We start from the raw sequence: 17,332 nt of genomic DNA on the forward strand, positions 1-17,332 counted from the left end.
GGCGCCGCGGCCGTGGCGGGCCGGCGATCAGGCCGTGCGCGGGGCTTCCGTCACTGGGCTCTGATCACTGTGCTTCTGTCACTGGGCTTCGAGCTTCGTGAGGCGGTTCTCGTACAGGCGGACGATCTCGGGACGTCCCGCGTGCGCCTTCTCGTAGGCGAGCAGTTCGCGAATCTGCTCGATCGACTGGCCGCGCAGGCGCCCCCGCAGGGATGCCATCGTCAGCTCACCGTAGCCGGGCAGGGGCTCGTCCGTCGCCTTCCGGGCGGCCGCCCGCGGCTTGCGGGGCTCGGCCGCCTTCTTGACAGGCTTTTCCTCAGCCGCGGCGGGCTCGGCGGTCGCCTTCGTGGCGGCCTCCTGCTCCTTCGCGGGCGCGCTCTCCTTCCTGGGCGCGTAGATGACGGGCTCGCGCCGGGCGGGCTCCGGTTCCGCGGCCGGTTCGGGCGCCTTTTCCGCCTTCTCGGGCGCGCCCGCGGGCTTTGCCGCCGGCGCTGGAGCCGGGGTGGTCGCCCGCTCCACGGTTTCTTCCTCGGTGCTGGTCAGACGCTTGATCGTCGTCCGGACCCGGTCGGTGAGCAGCAACGCCTGTCCCACGCCGCTCAAAGCGGTCTGCAGGATGTGAACGGGCAGGTCCTTGGCCTTCTCGCGCAGCTGGTCACCCTGATGCAAAACCTCACGCAGGGGTTTGGTGACGGCTCTAAGGACGGACATCGCAGCTCCTGGGGAGATATGTCGTTGGACATCCAGTCTCCCAAGACCACGGTCAAGAGGCGGCTGGCGTTCCACATAGCATAGGAACATGGATTCAGAGACCCCTCGGGCCCGCCGTGTCCTGCTCGCCAAGCCGCGTGGCTACTGCGCGGGAGTGGATCGCGCCGTCGAGGCGGTCGAGAAGGCGCTCGACCAGTACGGCGCGCCCGTCTACGTCCGCAAGCAGATCGTCCACAACACCCACGTCGTGAAGACGCTCGAGGCCCGCGGCGCGGTGTTCGTCGAGGACACCGAGCAGGTTCCCGAAGGCGCCATCGTGGTGTTCTCCGCCCACGGAGTCGCGCCGAGCGTCCACGAGGAGGCCGCCGCCCGCGGTCTCAAGACGATCGACGCCACCTGCCCCCTGGTCACCAAGGTCCACAACGAGGCCAAGCGGTTCGCCGCCAAGGACTACGACATCCTTCTCATCGGCCACGAGGGCCACGAGGAGGTCGAGGGCACCGCCGGAGAGGCGCCGCAGCACATCCAGCTGGTCGACGGCCTCGACAGCGTCGAGACGATCGAGGTCCGCGACCCCGAGAAGGTCGTCTGGCTCTCCCAGACCACCCTTTCCGTCGACGAGACCGAGGAGACCGTGTCCCGTCTTCGCGGGCGCTTCCCCAACCTGATCGACCCCCCGAGCGACGACATCTGCTACGCCACCTCCAACCGGCAGACCGCCGTGAAGGAGATCGCCGCGGAGTCGGAACTGGTCATCGTGGTCGGGTCGGCCAACTCCTCCAACTCCAAGCGCCTGGTCGAGGTGGCCAAGGACTACGGCGCCGACGCCTCTTACCTGGTGGACGACGCGTCGTTCGTCCAGGAGGAATGGCTCGACGGGGTGACCACGGTCGGCGTCACCAGCGGCGCCTCCGTCCCCGAGGAGCTCGTCGACGGGGTGCTGGCCAGGCTCGCCGACCTCGGGTTCGCCGACGTCCACGAGGTCGAGTCGGTCAAGGAGAGCATGCGGTTCGCGCTGCCTCACGAGCTGCGGCGCGACCTGCGCTCCGCCTGAGCGGCGCCTGGCGCCTCCCCGGCCAGGTCGTCCTTCAACGCGGAGGACTTCAGTCGCCCTGCTCGCTCGTGGAGGCCTTGCCGTACACGCGGGGCTCGAAGTACCCCTCCGGTTCGGGGGCGAAGGCCGTCTCGACGCTGGCGCGCTGCCGGGGCACACCGGCGGCGACGCCCGAGCCCAGGTCATGGCGCAGGTCGCGAACGTTGTCGCGCAGGCCCCGCCGCCATGCGATGCCCAGCATCAGGGCGGAGCCGCCGAACAGCCAGGGCGCACCCGACGACAGCGCCGTGAACAGCCCGAGCCCGAGCGTCTGTAGCATCGATGCGGAGCCGATCGACCGCACGACCTCCACGAGAACCGTGGCGCCGAAGAAGATCAGCGGAGGGGTGACCACCAGGGGCAGCAGGTCGCGCGGCTGAACCAGGAGCGCGGCGACGACGCAGCCGGCGACGAAGGCCGGACCGGACAGCGGGAGAATCTGCCCCAGCAGGGTGACGGCGAACAGCAGGCTGACGGCTCCCCGAGCCGTCAGCTTGAGTCTTGCCTGGTCGGTGCTTGTCATCGAGCCCCCTCTTACGACAAGTCTCGCGTGAATTTACCGTTCTGGCGGGGGAAAGGCGGAGAGCTTACCTGCTCTTCACCATCGAGTTCCGGCATCCCGACCAGACGTGGAACGTCTTCGACGGGAGCCGGCGGATCGAGAGGCGTGTTCGTCAGGCCGAGGTCGTTCATCTTGCGCGCGCTGACGAGCACCCTGTTCTCCAGCGACCCCACGGTCTGGTTGTAGGCGGCGACCGCCCTCGACAACGCCCGGCCGAGCCCGTCCACATGGCGGCCGAGGCCGCCGAGCCGCTCGTAGAGCTCCTTGCCGAGGTCGAAGACCGCGCGGGCGTTGTCGCTCAGCGCGGCCTGCTGCCAGGCGTACTGCGCGGTGCGCAGCATGGTGATCAGCGTGGTCGGCGTGGCGATGTGCACCCGCTTCTTCATGGCGTATTCGAGCAACGAGGGGTCGCGCTCGAGGGCGGGGGCGAGGAACGCCTCCCCGGGGATGAAAAGGACCATGAACTCGGGCGCGGGGCTGAACGCCTGCCAGTAGGACTTGGCGGCCAGCCGGTCGACGTGCTCACGCAGGTGGCGGGCGTGCGCGTCGAGGCGGGCCGAGGCGAGCTCGGGGTCGGTCGCCTCCGCCGCCTCCAGGTAGGCGGCCAGCGAGACCTTCGAGTCGACGATGATGTTCTTGCCGCCGCTGAGCCGTACGACCATGTCGGGGCGGACCAGCCCGTCCGGGGTCGGCGCGCTGACCTGCTCGTCGAAGTCGCAGAACCGGGCCATGCCGGCGATCTCGGCGACCCTGCGGAGCTGGAGCTCTCCCCATCGGCCGCGCGCCTCCGGCCGCTGGAGTGCGCGGACCAGGGCCGTCGTCTGGGCCTTGAGCTGCTCGGAGCTCGCCCGGACGAAGTCCATCTGCTTGCCGAGCTCGGCGCGGGCCGCCCTCGCTCCCGACTCGCTCTCCCTGAGCTGGTCCTCGACCCGCGCGAGGGTCTCCCTGAGCGGGGCCACGAGGTTCTCCACGGCCTGCCGTCGCTGGTCGAGATCGCCTGCCGCTTCGGCCCTCGTGGTGTTCAGGCGGCTTTCCGCGAGTTCCAGGAACCGCAGATTGGCGACGTCGAGGGCACGCGCGGAAAGCGCCTGGAAACGCTCGGGAAGCTGGGCCTCGACGAAGGCGACCCTGTCTTCGGCCGCCCGCGCCCGGGCCTGCGCCTCGGCCAGCTCGACGGCGGCGCCGGCGCTTTCGCGGGTCACCCGCCCACGGCCGAGCGTGAAGCCGATCACGAGCCCGGCCGCGAGGCCAACGGCCAGCCAGAGTGCGAGAGCCACGACGTCCACGGTCTGGATCATCCCAGGTTGTCCCTCTCCGCACGGGGAGGCGCGCGCACCCGGACCGTCGGAGCGCTTGATGTGCTGCTCACCGGCGTGGGCCCGTAAACTCGGCGAACGTGAGCCTGAGCATCGGCATCGTCGGCCTGCCCAACGTCGGCAAGTCCACTCTTTTCAACGCCCTGACCAAGAGCGGCAACGCGCTGGCGGCGAACTACCCGTTCGCCACGATCGAGCCCAACGTGGGAATCGTCGGCGTGCCCGATCCGCGGCTGGCCCGGCTGGCGGAGATCTACGAATCGGCGCGGATCCTGCCCGCCAAGGTGGAGTTCGTCGACATCGCCGGGCTCGTCAAGGGCGCGTCGGAGGGACAGGGCAGGGGAAACCAGTTCCTGGCCAACATCCGCGAGACCGACGCGATCTGCCAGGTCATCCGGGTGTTCTCCGACCCCGACGTGACCCACGTCGACGGCGACGTGGCGCCCGAGCGCGACATCGAGACGATCAACACCGAGCTGATCCTCGCCGATCTGCAGACGATCGAGAAGGCCGTTCCCCGTCTCCAGAAGGAAGCGCGGACCAACAAGGACAAGAAGGTGCTGCTGGAGGCGGCCGAGGCCGCCGCCAAGCTGCTCGACACCGGGACGACCCTCTACGCCGGGGCGGCGTCGGCGGGCATCGACCTCGCCGATCTGCGTGAGCTGCACCTGCTGACCGCCAAGCCGTTCCTCTACGTCTTCAACCTCGACGCGGACGAGCTCGCCGACGGCGACCTGCGGGCGCGCCTGTCGCAGATCGTGGCGCCCGCCGAGGCGGTCTTCCTCGACGCGAAGATCGAGTCGGAGCTGGTCGAGCTGCCCGACGACGAGGCGCTCGAACTGCTCCAGTCGGTCGGCCAAGAGGAGTCGGGCCTGTCCCAGCTGGCCAGGGTCGGTTTCGAGACGCTCGGCCTGCAGACGTACCTGACGGCCGGGCCCAAGGAGACCCGCGCCTGGACGATCCGTCAGGGCGCCACCGCTCCCGAGGCCGCCGGCGTCATCCACACCGACTTCCAGCGCGGCTTCATCAAGGCGGAGGTCATCTCGTTCGACGACCTGGTCGAGGCCGGTTCGATGACCGCGGCGCGGGGCGCCGGCAAGGCCAGGATCGAGGGCAAGGACTACGTCATGCGCGACGGCGACGTCGTCGAGTTCCGCTTCAACGTGTGATGTGTGATCCCTTGATCGGCTGAAGTGGCTGGTCAGAGCAAGAAACCCCAGGTCAGGGGCCAGATCTTAGGGTCTGGCCCCTTCCTGTTTTCTCCGGCTGGATCTCTGTTTGGCGACGGTGCGGATGTCGTTGCAGAGCGGGTGCCTAAGATCGCGGGCATGGCGTTGCGACCTGTTCTGGTGAACATGAAGGCTCTTGATGACTCGGCGGTCGGCCGGTTCTGGGCGGAGGCTCTCGGCTGGGATGTTTCCAGCGAGGGACGCGGCGCGACCGCCGCTCAACCCGTCGGCTTCGATTGGCTGGACCCGGTCACCGTCTGCGTCGACGTCATCGCCGTCCCGGAACCCAAGACGACAACGAAGAACCGTGTGCACCTCGATCTCGCCACCACCTCTGCAGCCCATCAGGCGGAGTTGGTCGCGCGCCTCCAGTCTCTTGGTGCGACGCCCGCCCACGTGGGCCAGGGCAAAGTGCCGTGGACTGTCCTCGCCGACCCGGAGGGCAACGAGTTCTGCGTGCTGGAGCCTCGGGAGATCTACCGGGACACCGGGCCGATCGCCCGGGTGGTGGTCGACTGCGCGGATCCGCGGGCCATGGCCCGGTTCTGGGACGAGGCGATGGACTGGACCCTGCACGAGGTGACTGACGACCATGCGGTGTGGCGCTCCGCCAAGGGTGTCGGCCCGTATCTCGAGTTCCTCCGCACTGGCGTGAAGACCGTGCCAGACCGCGTCCATCTTGACCTGGTGCCGGACCTCGGTGACGACAAAGCGGCGGAGGTGGCCCGGCTGCGGGCCCTCGGCGCCACCGACCTCGACGTCGGCCAGGGCGACGTCCCGTGGACGTGCCTGACCGACCCGGAGGGCCACGAGTTCTGCGTCCTCGCCCGGTCCTGACGCGGGGCCTTGACGACACCCCGGCAATCATGCGGCGGAGCGTACGGCGAGTGCCGCTCGCGTCGCTGTCCCGAGGCGCGTGCGGGGCGCACGACACGGTGAACTTTCGGCAACGAAGGACCATCGACGTGAGGCCAAAAGGCCGCACGACCAGGGCGTCGAGTTCCATCCCCAGGTCGGCCGCGTGACTCAGAGTTCCGCCGCAACGTCTGAAACGCCTTTGGGATACGTCTCTGACCTGCTAGGACAGCAATACCTGGCGGTTTGGTAATCGATGTCCGACCTCGGCCAGGCGTAACGTGCTTTCCCGCGAGCTGCCAGGCGTGGGGCGTCTCATCTGGAGGTAGACCTGGTTTGCTCGGTCACGGCGATGCTTGCACCATGGGCGTGGCTTTACTGGAAGAATTGGCGAGACCGCTAGGGTGAAACTTCAATGCGGCTAACCGGATCGAAAGTAAGACAACACCGCGCCAGCCGGGGGGATCGGCGCGAGCGGAGGCGTGATGGCTCGCAGGTCAACCGTCCAGCAGGATCCGCGGATCGCTGGCGAGCCAGAGTCATACCCTCCGGAGGGTCCTGATCGGTTGGCCGTGTCGCGCATGACGTCCTCCCAGCGCGGGGGATGGGGCGGCGGCGGAGGCCGCTGGCTCGTGTGGACGGGCCGCGCGATCCTGTGGGCGTTGATCATCGTCATCGTCGTCAACGGCGTGCGGGCGCCGTTCGAGCGTTTCAGCCAGGGCGACACGAAAACCACGACGGCGGCCGAGCCGACCGATTCTGAATTCCCCGTGACGCAGGCCGCCGCATTTGCCAACCAGTTCGCCGCCGTCTATTTGAATTACGACGCCTCGAACGCGCAGCAAAGAGCGGAACGGTTGCGGCCTTTTCTTCCCCAGGGCGCCGACGACCAGTTCGGATGGAACGGATACGGCCGGATGACCGCCGGGTCGATCCAGTTCTCCGGAATCAAAGTGAACGGCGACCACGACGCGGTCGTCACGGTGTCCTATCAGTCGGGCGGAGAGCGGGGTTTGCTCTCTGTTCCGGTTTATTACGACCAGGGACATTTCGTGGTGTCCGCCCAGCCGGGGCTGCTGCCCGCTCCCGCGATCGCGGGGCTGCCCCAGCCGGCCGATCCGGCTCGCGACGGGGCGACGGAGGCGGAGCTCCGCCCGCAGATCGAGGGCTTCTTCAAGGCGTTCGCGTCGGGTGACCCGGTTGATCTGCAGCGCTATGTCGCGAGCGGAGTGACGATCAACGGCTTCAACGGGGAGTTCACCCTGGCGAAACTCGACCAGCTCATCGTGCCCGAAGGCGCGGCGAACAGCAGGGAGGTCACCGCTGTGGTCGTGTGGGCCATCTCGTCGAACGGGTCCGACGCCGTTTCGACGTCGGGAGAGAACGACCCGTCCGTCCAGCCCGGCGGCTTGGAGCAGGCTTACACGTTGTCCATGGAGAAGCAGGGCGGCAAGTGGTTCGTCCAGCAGGTCCAAGGTGCGAGCCGGTCCGTGGGGTAGCGCATGCCCGGCCATGACATCGCTGATCCATACCCCCGGGAGGGCGAGAATTGATTTTGAAGACCATCGTGGACAGTGCGTTGCATCTGGCCACGCCACAGGCGCCGACAGGCGGAATCAACACCGAGGGACTGGCCGACTTCCTGCGGACCTTCTTCGCGCCGCTGTTCCTCGCGATCGTCTCCGTCGTGGCGCTGTTCTTCCTCTTCACTCGTGAGATCACCAGATTCGTTCAGTTCATCCTTCTGGCGATCGCGATCGGCGTGATCTTCTACGTCCCCAACATCATCGAGGTGGCGGCGAAGGCGATCGCGGGCGCGCTCGGAATCAAGTGATCCGGCGGAGAGGAGGATCGGGTGGATCTCCCCACATATACGAATATCTGGCGAATTGAGAAGCGGCTTTACAAGCTGTACGACCTACGGCTGCCGATGCCGCTTCCGATCGTCTGGATCGGTGTGTTCGTGGGCGTCTCGGTCCCCTGGTGGGTCCTCCTCTGGCTGGTGAAAGTTCCCTTCGCCGCGCCCTGGCACGTGGTCTACCTGCTTCCCCCCGGGATCGTGACCTGGTTGTCGACCCGGCCCGTGATCGAGGGCAAGCGGCTGACCGAGGTCCTGCAGTCGCAGCTGCGCTATCTCGCCGAGCCCCGCACGTGGTGCCGTATGGCGCCGTCGGCGGAGCCCGAGGAGGTCTCCTTCACCGCCCGGGTGTGGCGGATCGCCCCGCCGCTTCCGCGTGTCAGCGTCAAGGCCGCCCGCAGGGCGGAACAGCCGGCCGTCGCGGCTGCCGAGGCCGCGGTGACGGCGGACACGGGTGCGGAGGTCGCCGGCACCCCGATCAGAGGAATGGCCGCCAGAAACCTCGCAAGCACAGGGAGCCCCTCCCGGCGCCCGGCCGCAGAGGCCGGCTCCAGGGGAGGCGGCTCGCGGGGCCGCGCCGTACGGGGCACCGGATCCGCGGGCCCGTCCGTCAGAGGTACGGCCGGCACGCCGGTCAGGGGGACCGGTTCAGGAGGCTCAGGGGCGGGCCCAGGCAAGGGAAAGGGCACAGGCAAGGGCACAGGATCGGGAGGCGCACGAGGCAGGGGCCGCGGCAAGGCGGTCGAACCCTGGACCCCGGAGCGTGCCATTCCCCCGCGTCCCGTTCCCCCTGCCGCGCTGCCCCCGGTCGCGTTGCCCCGTGCCGAGTCGCGCCCTGCCGAGTCGCGCCCCGCCGCCGCACTGCCCCCAGCCGAGTCGCGCCCTGCCGAGCTGCGCCCTACTGACTTGCGCTCTGCTGACTCTGCCGAGCCGGCGCGTCCCACGCCCGCCGTTCCCGCTGCGGGATCTCCCGCGACGGTGCATCCCGCGGTCGCGGCCGCCGCGGCAGCGGCCTCTGCCGTTCCGGAGACTCCGCCGGCGAGTGACCCTGCCTTCTTCCTGCCGGCGGCGCAGAGCGGGCCATCCTCTGACGCCGGGCAGGTTCCGGCGGATCCCCGTCCCGGCGCGGCCACTCAGCCCGAGGTCCGCCCTGGCGATGCGTCCCAGGAGAGCCCGCAGGAGCCCGGCGCGGCCGAGCGGCGCGGTACGGCTCCTGCTCCGCCGATCGGCACCGAAGCGCTGCGACGGTTGCGGCGGCTGGCCGCGTCCGCCGAGCACGATGAGCGGAACACGCCCGAGCTTCCGCCGGGCGTGCCGGTGCCCCGCGCCCTGGACTCCCGTCCGGAGGCGACCAAACCGCAGGCCATCGCTCCCAAGCCCCCTACGATCGGTTCTCTGACGCCGCCGGAGGCGGTCGCGCCCGAGGCGCCGCAGCACGCTCCAGAAAAGACTTCCGGCACGCCCGCACCGAGTCCTGATGTGACCGGTGCGCGTCCCGAGGCGCCCGACGTGCGCCCGGACGCGTCTGAGCCGGACGCGGGTGCGTCCGAGCAGGAGGCCGGCGCGACCGCGCCGCGTACGGCCGGCCCGTCGGAGCGGCAGCGCGAGGCGTGGGAGCAGCACAGGAAGGGCCAGCCTCCCCGGCCCGTCCGCCCGGTCGAAACGCAGCGCCCCACCGAGATGGAGGGCCCGTCCGGCACTCGGGGTCCGGCGGAGGCCGGTGGCGGCGAGAGCCGTCCTGCTGAGGCCGTCCGACCGGCTGAGGCCGCCCGCGCCGCAGAAACGGGACAGCCGTCGACGCCTCCGGTGCTTCCGTCCGGTCCTGCGTCTCCGGTCGCACCGGGCACGGGGCACAGAGGAGTGTCGATCAGGACTGTGCCCTCCGCCTCGCAGGTCGGGGGGCCCAGCGGGCCCGCCAGCCCGGTGCTCCCGCCCACCACCACGCCTGGGGCGCCGGTGAGCGAACCACGCGTCCGGAGGGTGGAGTCCGTCGTCGGCCGCGGCTCATCGGGCGGGTGGCGCAAGCTCGCCCAGGTGGTCGTCGGCGGCAGCCGTACCGACGGCATGGAGATCGACGAAGCGAGGGCCCGCACGCCGCTCACGACGAGCAGGCGGATCATGGTGCTGGGCTGCACCGGAGGTGCGGGCCAGACCACCACGGCGCTCATGCTGGGCCACACGCTGGCCCGCTACCGGGACGACCGCGTGCTCGCCCTCGACGCCAACAGCGGGGACGACACGCTCACATCGCGAATTCAGGCCGAGTCGCCGGAGACGCTGACCTCGCTGCTGGAGGGGTCGCGGTCCGTGAGCGGCTACCTCGGCATGCGGTCCTACACCTCGCGATGCGAGTCGGGTCTCGAGGTCGTGGGCGCCGACACCGACGCCGGGGCCGAGCAGCGGTTGTCGGACCGGGCGTTGCTGAACGACTGGCGGCGCACGCTGGCCACGCTCGACCAGCACTACCGCCTGGTCGTCGTCGACCCGGCGGCCGCGCTCGCCGCCCGGCTCCTGCCGTACACCGACCAGCTGGTGCTCGTCGCGCCCGCGAGTGAGGACGCGTCGGAGTCCATCGCGATGACGTACGAGTGGCTCGACGGTCACGGCGTCTCCGACCTGCGGCGCAGGGCCGTCATGGTGATCAACGGGGTGAGCCGGCGGAGCATGCCGGACGTCGAGCAGGCCGAGGCGGTGGCCAGCGGGCGCTGCCGGGCCATCGTCCGGGTGCCGTGGGAGGACGAGCTCGCACCCGGCCGTCCCGGACCGGTTGACGTCAACCACCTACGGACCGGTGGACGCAGGGCGTACGTTGCATTGGCAGGAGTGATCGTGAGCGGCTTGGCGACCATCCAGGCCAAGCAGGAGGTGGCCAAATGAGCGCCCGGAGCGAGCGAGGAAGTTGGTGAGCGACCGATGAGCGCCGGGAGCGAACCCGACGAGCGAGCGGCGCATATGGGGTCATCGGTCCTGCGAGCGAGGAAGTTGGTGAGCGACCAATGAGCAGGGGGGCGCGGAGCCGCCTCGCGGTGCGGTATTTCGACGACCGCATCCTGCTCACCGAGGGGGCGGCGTGGGCGTACTACCGCCTGCCCACGGTGAGCTACGAGTTCCTCACTCCTGAAGAGCGGGAGGCGCTCGCCACCAACATCACGATCGCGCTGGCCGCGATCAGGATGCCCGACGCGGAGGTGCATCTGCGTGTCGCGCACCGGGCCTACCCGGCGGCCGAGTGGGCGATGGCGCTCAACTCCACCTCCGACGAGGGCCCCGGCTGGCGCGACTACCTCGAAGAGATGTACCGCCATGTGTGGGCGAAGGACTTCTGGAGCAAAGAGGTCTACCTGGGCGTACGGCTGGGCCCGAGAGGGGCGCAGCTCGGCGCCGGAGTGCTGGCGCAGATTTTCGGTTTCTACCAGCGAAGCGAGCGGGCTCTCGGCATCGAGGACGACCACGTCACCGATCGTGAGATCGAGCGGTGGACCGGCCAGGCCGAGCGGCTCGGCCGCGCGCTTTCCTCCAGCGCCCTGTTGGCCCGGCACGCCACCTCCACGGAGATCGCCTGGTTGTTCCAGCACGCGGCTTCCGGCGCCCTGGGTGAGCCGCCGCCGTCGGCGTCGCCGCGCCGCAAGTGGGGCAAGGGCGAGATCGAGGCCCTGGTGGAGGGGCAGATCCACAACGGCAGGTCGTTGCTCCGCATCGAGCAGCCTGCGGGCGACTCCTATACGGCGCATCTGTCGTTCGCCCGTTTCCCCGACCTGATGGCCTTCCCCGACGGGGAGCCGTGGCTGCACTTCGCCGACCAGTTGCCGTTCCCTGTGGAGTTGTCCAGCCGGATGCGGCTGATTCCGCCGGTGCGGGCGAGCAAGGACGTGGCGCGCAAGCTCGCGCACGCCCGCGACATGGACATCCACATCCGTGAGGCGGGGGCGGAGGCGCCGCTCGCGCTGGCGGAGCAGATCGACGCCGCGCGGATGCTGGAGCACGGCATCACCAAGGAGCGCCTGCCCTTCGTGTACGGCTGGCACCGGCTGAGCGTCAGCGCGCCGACCGAGGAGATCTGCGTGCAGCGGGTCGAGGCGGTCGTGGAGCACTACCGCGACCTCGGAATCGACGTCGTCAACTCGACCGGCGACCAGTTCTCGCTGTTCTGCGAGGCGCTGCCGGGTGAGCGGCTCCGGGTCAACGCGTACGCCCAGCGGCAGCCCCTGCGCACGATCGCGGGCGGCATGGCGACGGCGACCGTGGAGCTCGGCGACCGGGTGGACGAGTCGAACGCCGGCTGGATCGGGCCGTACGTGGGGGAGACCCTGGGGCGGGCCCGCAGCATCGTGCACTTCGACCCGCTGGTGGCGGCGGCGAGGAACCGCCCGACGGCCATCGCGATCACGGGTGAGCCCGGCGGCGGCAAGACGACCTTGGCGCTGTTGCTCATGTACCAGATGGCGTTGCGCGGCGTGACCATCGCCGTCATCGACCCGAAGGGCGACGCCGAGTCTCTCGTGCAGTTGTTGCAGCGACGGGGCCGTAAGGCGCGGACCATCCCGCTGGGGTCGGCCGCGCCGGGGTTGCTCGACCCGTTCTCCTTCGGAGACGACATCGCGGCCAGGAAGACGATGGCGACCGAGACGTTGCGGCTGCTGCTTCCGCGCATGTCGGAGGAGCGGGAGTCGGCGATGATCCAGGCGGTGGCCGCGGTCTCCAACGAGCCTGACCCGTCGCTCGGCAAGGTCGTCGACCACCTGGAGCGTTCGGAGGACGCCGCGTCCAAGAACCTCGGGGCGGTGCTGCGCTCGATGTCGGAGATGCATCTGGCCCGGTTGTGCTTCGACAAGTCCGGCGGCGACCAGATCGACCCCGAGGGCTGGACCACGGTCTTCACGCTGGGCGGGCTCACGCTGCCCGACGTCACGACCACCCGCGACGACTACTCCTACGAACAGCGGCTGTCGGTGGCGCTGCTCTATCTGGTGTCCCAGTTCGCCCGTCGGCTGATGAACGGGCTCGACCGGCGCACGCCGAAGGCGATCTTCCTCGACGAGGCGTGGGCGATCACGTCCACGCCGGAGGGGGCCAAGCTGGTGCCGGAGGTCTCCCGGATGGGCCGCTCGCGCAACACGGCTCTCGTGCTGGTGTCGCAGAACGCGGGCGACCTGCTCAACGAGCAGGTCACGAACTGCCTTTCCTCCGTCTTCGCGTTCCGCTCCACCGAGCGTGTGGAGGTGGGGAGCGTGCTGGAGTTGCTCGGCGTGGACCCGTCGGAGGAGCACAAGGCCGTGCTGCGTTCGCTGGGCAACGGCGAGTGCGTCTTCCGTGACCTGGACGGCAGGGCGGGCCGGATCGGCGTGGACCTCATCTCCGAGGAATTGCTGCGCTGGCTTGATACCAATCCGACACACGACAAACCAAGCGAGAACATGCATGATCGTCTCAGCGGGGACGCTGATCGGTCGGGGGTCACGCAGGAGGTTCGGTCGTGAGATTGCGCAAGATCGTCCTGGTGGTGGCCGCCTTCGTGGTGGCGTTCCTGTCGCTGCCGCTGCTGTTCTCCCCGGACACGGCGAGCGCGGCGGGGCCGTGTGACTTCTCGCCCCAGATGGCGCCCGAGCTCGTCGGCGGAGGTGTGGACGGCCTGGTCGAGCCGCCGCCCCCCGACGACAGCGGAACGTCCGCGGCCGCACCGAAGGAGCCGCTGACCAACTACGACCGGTACGGCACGTCCGGCCAGTTCTGGCACACCTACGACCTCGGCTGTTCCGACGTGACGGCCATGATGGGCAACACCTGGGCCAACGCGATCTTCTCCGCGGCCAAGGCCGTCGACCGTCTCACGATCAGCACCTACCAGGCGGCCGCCACCGAAGGACCGCTTCAGCCGATCAAGACGGTCGCCGACAACATCATCACGAACCTGGCCGACGCGATGTACTGGCCGTATCTGCGGCCGATCATCATCCTCGGCGCCATCTGGCTCATGTGGTACGGCCTGATCCGCAAGCGGGCGACCACCACCAGCGAGGGCATCATCTGGATGGTCATCGCGGTCGTCGCGGCCGTGTGGTTCTTCAGCCGCCCCGGCGACTTCACCGCGCTCGGCAAGACCGTGACCGACAAGACGGGCGAGGTCGTCAACTCGGCGTTCGCGGGGCTGCCCGGCGCGGGCGGAGCGACCTGCCTGCCGCCCAAGGGCGGTACGAACACCCAGGCCCCGGCCCCCGGGTACGGTCAGACCGGCACGGAGTCGGTCGACCAGAACGCCGACGCCCTGTGGTCCACGCTCGTCTGCAAGCCCTGGCTGATGGGCGAGTTCGGCACCGCCGACCCCAACGCTCCGGTGGTCAAGGCCTTCGGCGCCAAGCTGCTCGACATTCAGGCGATCGACGCGAGCGAGCAGGCCGCCAAACAGATGCCGAGCAGCGACTCCCACCAGCGGGAGTTCGAGGAACAGATCGCCAAGCCGCTGCAGAACTCGCCCCAGTTCTTCCTGCTGCAGGGCAAGGACTGGACCGGCCGCCTGGGCATCGCCATCGGCGCCTTCCTCGCGGCGGTCGTCGCGGGCCTGCTCATCTTCCTGGTGGCGGTGACGCTGCTGGTCCTCAAGGTGGGCTTCCTGCTGTTGCTGATGCTCGGCCCGGTGTTCCTGCTGATCGGCGTGCATCCCGGCTCGGGGCGCATCATCGCCATGCGCTGGGTCGAGATGCTCGTCGGGACGTTGCTGCGCCAGGCCGTGCTGGCGCTCGTGCTCAGCATCCTGGTGTACGGCTACGCGTTGATCATTTCGACCAACCTGCCCTGGGGCATGCAGATCCTGTTCATGGCCCTGTTGACGATCGCGGTGTTCTTCTACCGGAAACCGTTCGAGCATCTCTTCGCGTCCATGAGCGGCAGCACGCTCACGACGCGGATGCTCGGAAGCGCCGCGACCGCGGACACGCTGGGGGGCACCACCCGAGCCCTGCAGCGGCCTGCCGTACGGGCCGCGCGGTGGGCCCGGCGCGGGGCCGAATCGCTGGAGGAGGCCGCCGAGCCGGCAGCCAAGGCCGGGACGGCCGCGGCCGGCGTCGCCCAAGGCCGGGTGCGCGCCGAGGAGGGCGCGGCCGCCGCGGGGCAGGCAGGAGCCCGAGCCGGCGAAGCCCCGCCGCAGTTGGAGAACGACGCCCAGACCGCCGCACGGAGGAAGGCGGGCGGGACCGCGCCGCGCACCGGCTCGGCACCGCCGCTCAACCTCACCGGCGGCAGGGCACCGGCCCGGGACGGGTCGGCGCCCGCGCCTCGCGCCGGTGCCGCGCCGGTGCCGATCCCGAGGGACGCGCCCTCGAGCGGCGGCGGCGAGAACCGGGGCGGAGGTGGCGGCAGCCGGGGCGGGACCCCCGTCGGCAGTGGCACCGGTAGCGGTGCCAGGAGCGGTGGGGGGCGTAGCGGCGGCTGGTTCAGCGGTGGCTCCGGCGGCTGGGCCTCCCGGCCGTCGACGCCCAGCGCCCCCAGCGGTTCCCGTGGCTTCTTAGGCGGTCGTTTCTCAGGCGGCGGCTCATCCGGAGGATCCTCGGGAGGCGGCTACCGCCCGTCGCGCGACGACGAACGCCGGTACACCGAACGGCGCGAGAGCGACCGCCGTGCGGAGGAGCGCCGTTACAGCGAGCGGCGGGAAAACGACCGCCGTGACAGTGAACGGCGCTACAACGAGCGGCGCGACCGGGACCGCCGTGACGGCGACCGGCGCTCCAGCGACCGGCGTGCGTCGTCCGGCAGGTCGTCGGACGCGCCTCCCCTCTGGCTGCCGCGCCGAGACGAGAGCAGGCGAGGAGACGGCGACGCGTCCGCGCCCTTCTGGGCGCGCTCCTCCCGCAGCGATTCCAAGGACACGTGACGCAGGACCGATGACGACGCAGGGAACCGACCGCCGGAAGGCATTCGCCTTCGTGGGCGCCGTGGTGGTGCTCGCCGCCGTCGGCGTCTACCTGACCATGAGCCCGACGTCCGGCGGCGGCCGGACCGAGGCGGTGGCGACGGCGCCGCCTACCGTGGCGCAGAGCCAGACCGCCGACCCGGCGCCGAGCCAGGTGGCGGTCACGCCCGGAGCGTTCGACGTCTACCGCTATCTGCCGTTGTCGAAGGGCGAGATCGGCGCCGCGGCCGACCTGGCCAGGCGGTTCACCGCGTCGTACGGGACCTTCCGGTACGACGAGGATCCGGCGGCCTTCGCCGACCGGTTGAAGGGCTTCTCCACCGACGAGTTCGGCGCCCAACTCACCAGGGCCATGACCGACCCGGGGCTGGTCGACGACAACCAGAGGGACCGGATGGTCTCCAAGGGATCGGCGCAGATCGTCTCGATCCGCGACATGAGGGCGAGCACGGTGGTGTTCGTCGTCGACTCGGTCTGCGAGGTGGCCTCGAAGGCGGGGCAGAAGGAACAGAACGAGGAGTACGCCGTCACGGTGGTCAAAGTCGGCACGGATTGGCGGGTCTACGACCTGGAGTTCGCGAACGCGGGCCAAGACGGGGACACCTCCTCATGACGCCGCGGCGCACGGGGTCGGTGTTACGGAATCTGGCCAGGCGCGGGTTGGTCGCCCGCGGTCTGCTCCCTCCGAGCGTGGGGCTCGGCCTGCGGGCGTTGCGGGTGGCCCGGGGCGGCCGCTCATGGCGGTGGCTCGCCGCCGCCCTCGTTCTCATCGTCCCGCTCACGTTGTTCGGGTCGATCATCGTGATGACGCCCGCACCGTCGATCTTCCTCGGCAGCGGTTTCGGCGCAGACTGCGCGTCGGCGGCCACCGCCCCGGACGTTTCGCAGACGGCCCAGTCGGACATCCCGCCCGACTACCTGCAGCTCTACAAGAAGTTCGGCCAGGAGATCGGCGTGCAGTGGAACGTCCTGGCGGCCATCGGCAAGCGGGAGACCGACCACGGCAGGTCCAAACTGCCCGGCGTGCAGAGCGGCACCAACTACGCGGGCGCGGCCGGGCCGATGCAGTTCCTGATCAGCACGTGGGGCGGCAAGGCCAAGATAAAGATCAACTCCAAGTTCAACGGGTACGCCTCGGACGGGGACGGCGACGGGTTCGGCGACGTCTACGACCCGGCGGACGCCATCCTGGGCGCGGCCAAGATGCTCAAGCGCAACGGGGCGCCCGACGACCTGCGGGGTGCGATCTTCGTCTACAACCGGGCGACGTGGTACGTCGACCAGGTCCTGGAGATCGCCAAAGGTTACGCGACCAACGGTGAGATCGGCGTGCCGCCCGAGGCCGACCCGGCGTGCGACGAAGGCTACGTCGACAGCGTGTCCAGCGAGGTCGTGCAGAAGATCCTCGAGTACGCGCTGGCCCAGCGCGGCAAGCCGTACATCTGGGGTGGGACGGGGCCGGACGGGTTCGACTGCTCGGGCATCATCTACATGGCGTACCGGAACGCAGGCCTGTCGATCCCGCGCACGACCTTCGGCCAGTGGCCCTTCGGAGTGCACGTGCGGGCGGGCAATGAGAAGCCAGGCGACCTGGTGTTCTTCGACTCGGGCCCGAACACCGGGCCGAACCATCCGGGCCACGTCGGCATGGTCGTGTCGAAAGGCAAGATGATCGAGGCACGTTGCACGCGGTGCGGGCCCATCAAGGTCACGACCTACAACGACCGCCCCAACATCGTCGGGTTCACCCGGCCCCTGCAGAATGCCGATGTGCTGCAGCAGCTCAAGAAGGCGCTGACCTGACC

13 protein-coding genes are annotated in these 17,332 nt (G+C 69.8%); 10 read left to right on the forward strand and 3 right to left on the reverse strand.

Annotated elements, in window-relative coordinates; translation table 11 throughout:
• Window positions 1-78: 78 nt before the first annotated feature.
• Window positions 79-711, reverse strand: coding sequence for a DUF8129 domain-containing protein (locus Pth03_RS06870; RefSeq protein WP_203943260.1), 633 nt, complete (start codon window positions 709-711; stop codon window positions 79-81).
• Window positions 712-799: 88 nt separating this feature from the next.
• On the opposite strand from Pth03_RS06870, the gene Pth03_RS06875 reads away from it, so the two are divergent.
• Window positions 800-1,765, forward strand: coding sequence for a 4-hydroxy-3-methylbut-2-enyl diphosphate reductase (locus tag Pth03_RS06875; protein WP_203943261.1), 966 nt, complete (start codon window positions 800-802; stop codon window positions 1,763-1,765).
• Between the two features lie 49 nt (window positions 1,766-1,814).
• Here Pth03_RS06875 and Pth03_RS06880 read toward each other — a convergent pair whose 3' ends face one another.
• Entirely contained in the window at window positions 1,815-2,327 is a 513-nt protein-coding gene (locus tag Pth03_RS06880) for a DUF6542 domain-containing protein (RefSeq protein ID WP_203943262.1), read from the reverse strand.
• An 11-nt stretch (window positions 2,328-2,338) separates the two neighbouring features.
• Window positions 2,339-3,664 (reverse strand): DNA recombination protein RmuC, encoded by a 1,326-nt coding sequence (locus Pth03_RS06885; RefSeq protein ID WP_239118814.1) that lies wholly within the window; start codon window positions 3,662-3,664, stop codon window positions 2,339-2,341.
• Window positions 3,665-3,762: 98 nt separating this feature from the next.
• On the opposite strand from Pth03_RS06885, the gene ychF reads away from it, so the two are divergent.
• The 9 genes from ychF (at window position 3,763) to Pth03_RS06930 (ending at window position 17,330) form a co-directional block, all read left to right on the forward strand.
• On the forward strand, window positions 3,763-4,851 hold the full coding sequence (gene ychF / locus Pth03_RS06890) for a redox-regulated ATPase YchF (protein ID WP_203943263.1): 1,089 nt from the start codon (window positions 3,763-3,765) through the stop codon (window positions 4,849-4,851).
• Window positions 4,852-5,010: 159 nt separating this feature from the next.
• Window positions 5,011-5,748 (forward strand): VOC family protein, encoded by a 738-nt coding sequence (locus tag Pth03_RS06895; RefSeq protein ID WP_239118815.1) that lies wholly within the window; start codon window positions 5,011-5,013, stop codon window positions 5,746-5,748.
• Window positions 5,749-6,347: 599 nt separating this feature from the next.
• A complete protein-coding gene (locus Pth03_RS06900) occupies window positions 6,348-7,265 on the forward strand; it encodes a conjugal transfer protein (protein WP_239118816.1) in 918 nt (305 codons plus the stop codon).
• Window positions 7,266-7,315: 50 nt separating this feature from the next.
• The gene (locus Pth03_RS06905; RefSeq protein WP_373318502.1) at window positions 7,316-7,600 is read left to right on the forward strand and encodes a hypothetical protein; all 285 of its coding nucleotides are present in this window, start codon (window positions 7,316-7,318) and stop codon (window positions 7,598-7,600) included.
• A gap of 21 nt (window positions 7,601-7,621) precedes the next feature.
• On the forward strand, window positions 7,622-10,501 hold the full coding sequence (locus tag Pth03_RS06910; protein ID WP_203943265.1) for a TcpE family conjugal transfer membrane protein: 2,880 nt from the start codon (window positions 7,622-7,624) through the stop codon (window positions 10,499-10,501).
• A gap of 119 nt (window positions 10,502-10,620) precedes the next feature.
• Window positions 10,621-13,101, forward strand: coding sequence for an ATP-binding protein (locus Pth03_RS06915; RefSeq protein WP_203943266.1), 2,481 nt, complete (start codon window positions 10,621-10,623; stop codon window positions 13,099-13,101).
• Window positions 13,098-15,488 carry a type IV secretion system protein gene (locus tag Pth03_RS06920; RefSeq protein ID WP_203943267.1) on the forward strand — a complete coding sequence of 797 codons (2,391 nt, stop codon included), beginning with the start codon at window positions 13,098-13,100 and terminating at the stop codon, window positions 15,486-15,488. The genes Pth03_RS06915 and Pth03_RS06920 overlap by 4 nt, the downstream gene beginning before the upstream one ends.
• Before the next feature lie 10 nt (window positions 15,489-15,498).
• Window positions 15,499-16,140 carry a hypothetical protein gene (locus tag Pth03_RS06925; protein ID WP_203943268.1) on the forward strand — a complete coding sequence of 214 codons (642 nt, stop codon included), beginning with the start codon at window positions 15,499-15,501 and terminating at the stop codon, window positions 16,138-16,140.
• A complete protein-coding gene (locus Pth03_RS06930) occupies window positions 16,137-17,330 on the forward strand; it encodes a bifunctional lytic transglycosylase/C40 family peptidase (RefSeq protein WP_239118817.1) in 1,194 nt (397 codons plus the stop codon). The genes Pth03_RS06925 and Pth03_RS06930 overlap by 4 nt, the downstream gene beginning before the upstream one ends.
• Window positions 17,331-17,332: the final 2 nt, after the last annotated feature.

Source organism: Planotetraspora thailandica (assembly GCF_016863335.1).
Lineage (GTDB): Bacteria > Actinomycetota > Actinomycetes > Streptosporangiales > Streptosporangiaceae > Planotetraspora > Planotetraspora thailandica.

What these genes read in the sequence shown, in the direction of transcription:
- Pth03_RS06870 (WP_203943260.1), bottom strand. Translation starts at nt 711, where the DNA reads ATGTCCGTCCTTAGAGCCGTCACCAAACCCCTGCGTGAGGTTTTGCAT.
- Pth03_RS06875 (WP_203943261.1), top strand. Translation starts at nt 800, where the DNA reads ATGGATTCAGAGACCCCTCGGGCCCGCCGTGTCCTGCTCGCCAAGCCG.
- Pth03_RS06880 (WP_203943262.1), bottom strand. Translation starts at nt 2,327, where the DNA reads ATGACAAGCACCGACCAGGCAAGACTCAAGCTGACGGCTCGGGGAGCC.
- Pth03_RS06885 (WP_239118814.1), bottom strand. Translation starts at nt 3,664, where the DNA reads ATGATCCAGACCGTGGACGTCGTGGCTCTCGCACTCTGGCTGGCCGTT.
- Pth03_RS06895 (WP_239118815.1), top strand. Translation starts at nt 5,011, where the DNA reads ATGGCGTTGCGACCTGTTCTGGTGAACATGAAGGCTCTTGATGACTCG.
- Pth03_RS06900 (WP_239118816.1), top strand. Translation starts at nt 6,348, where the DNA reads ATGACGTCCTCCCAGCGCGGGGGATGGGGCGGCGGCGGAGGCCGCTGG.
- Pth03_RS06915 (WP_203943266.1), top strand. Translation starts at nt 10,621, where the DNA reads ATGAGCAGGGGGGCGCGGAGCCGCCTCGCGGTGCGGTATTTCGACGAC.
- Pth03_RS06925 (WP_203943268.1), top strand. Translation starts at nt 15,499, where the DNA reads ATGACGACGCAGGGAACCGACCGCCGGAAGGCATTCGCCTTCGTGGGC.
- Pth03_RS06930 (WP_239118817.1), top strand. Translation starts at nt 16,137, where the DNA reads ATGACGCCGCGGCGCACGGGGTCGGTGTTACGGAATCTGGCCAGGCGC.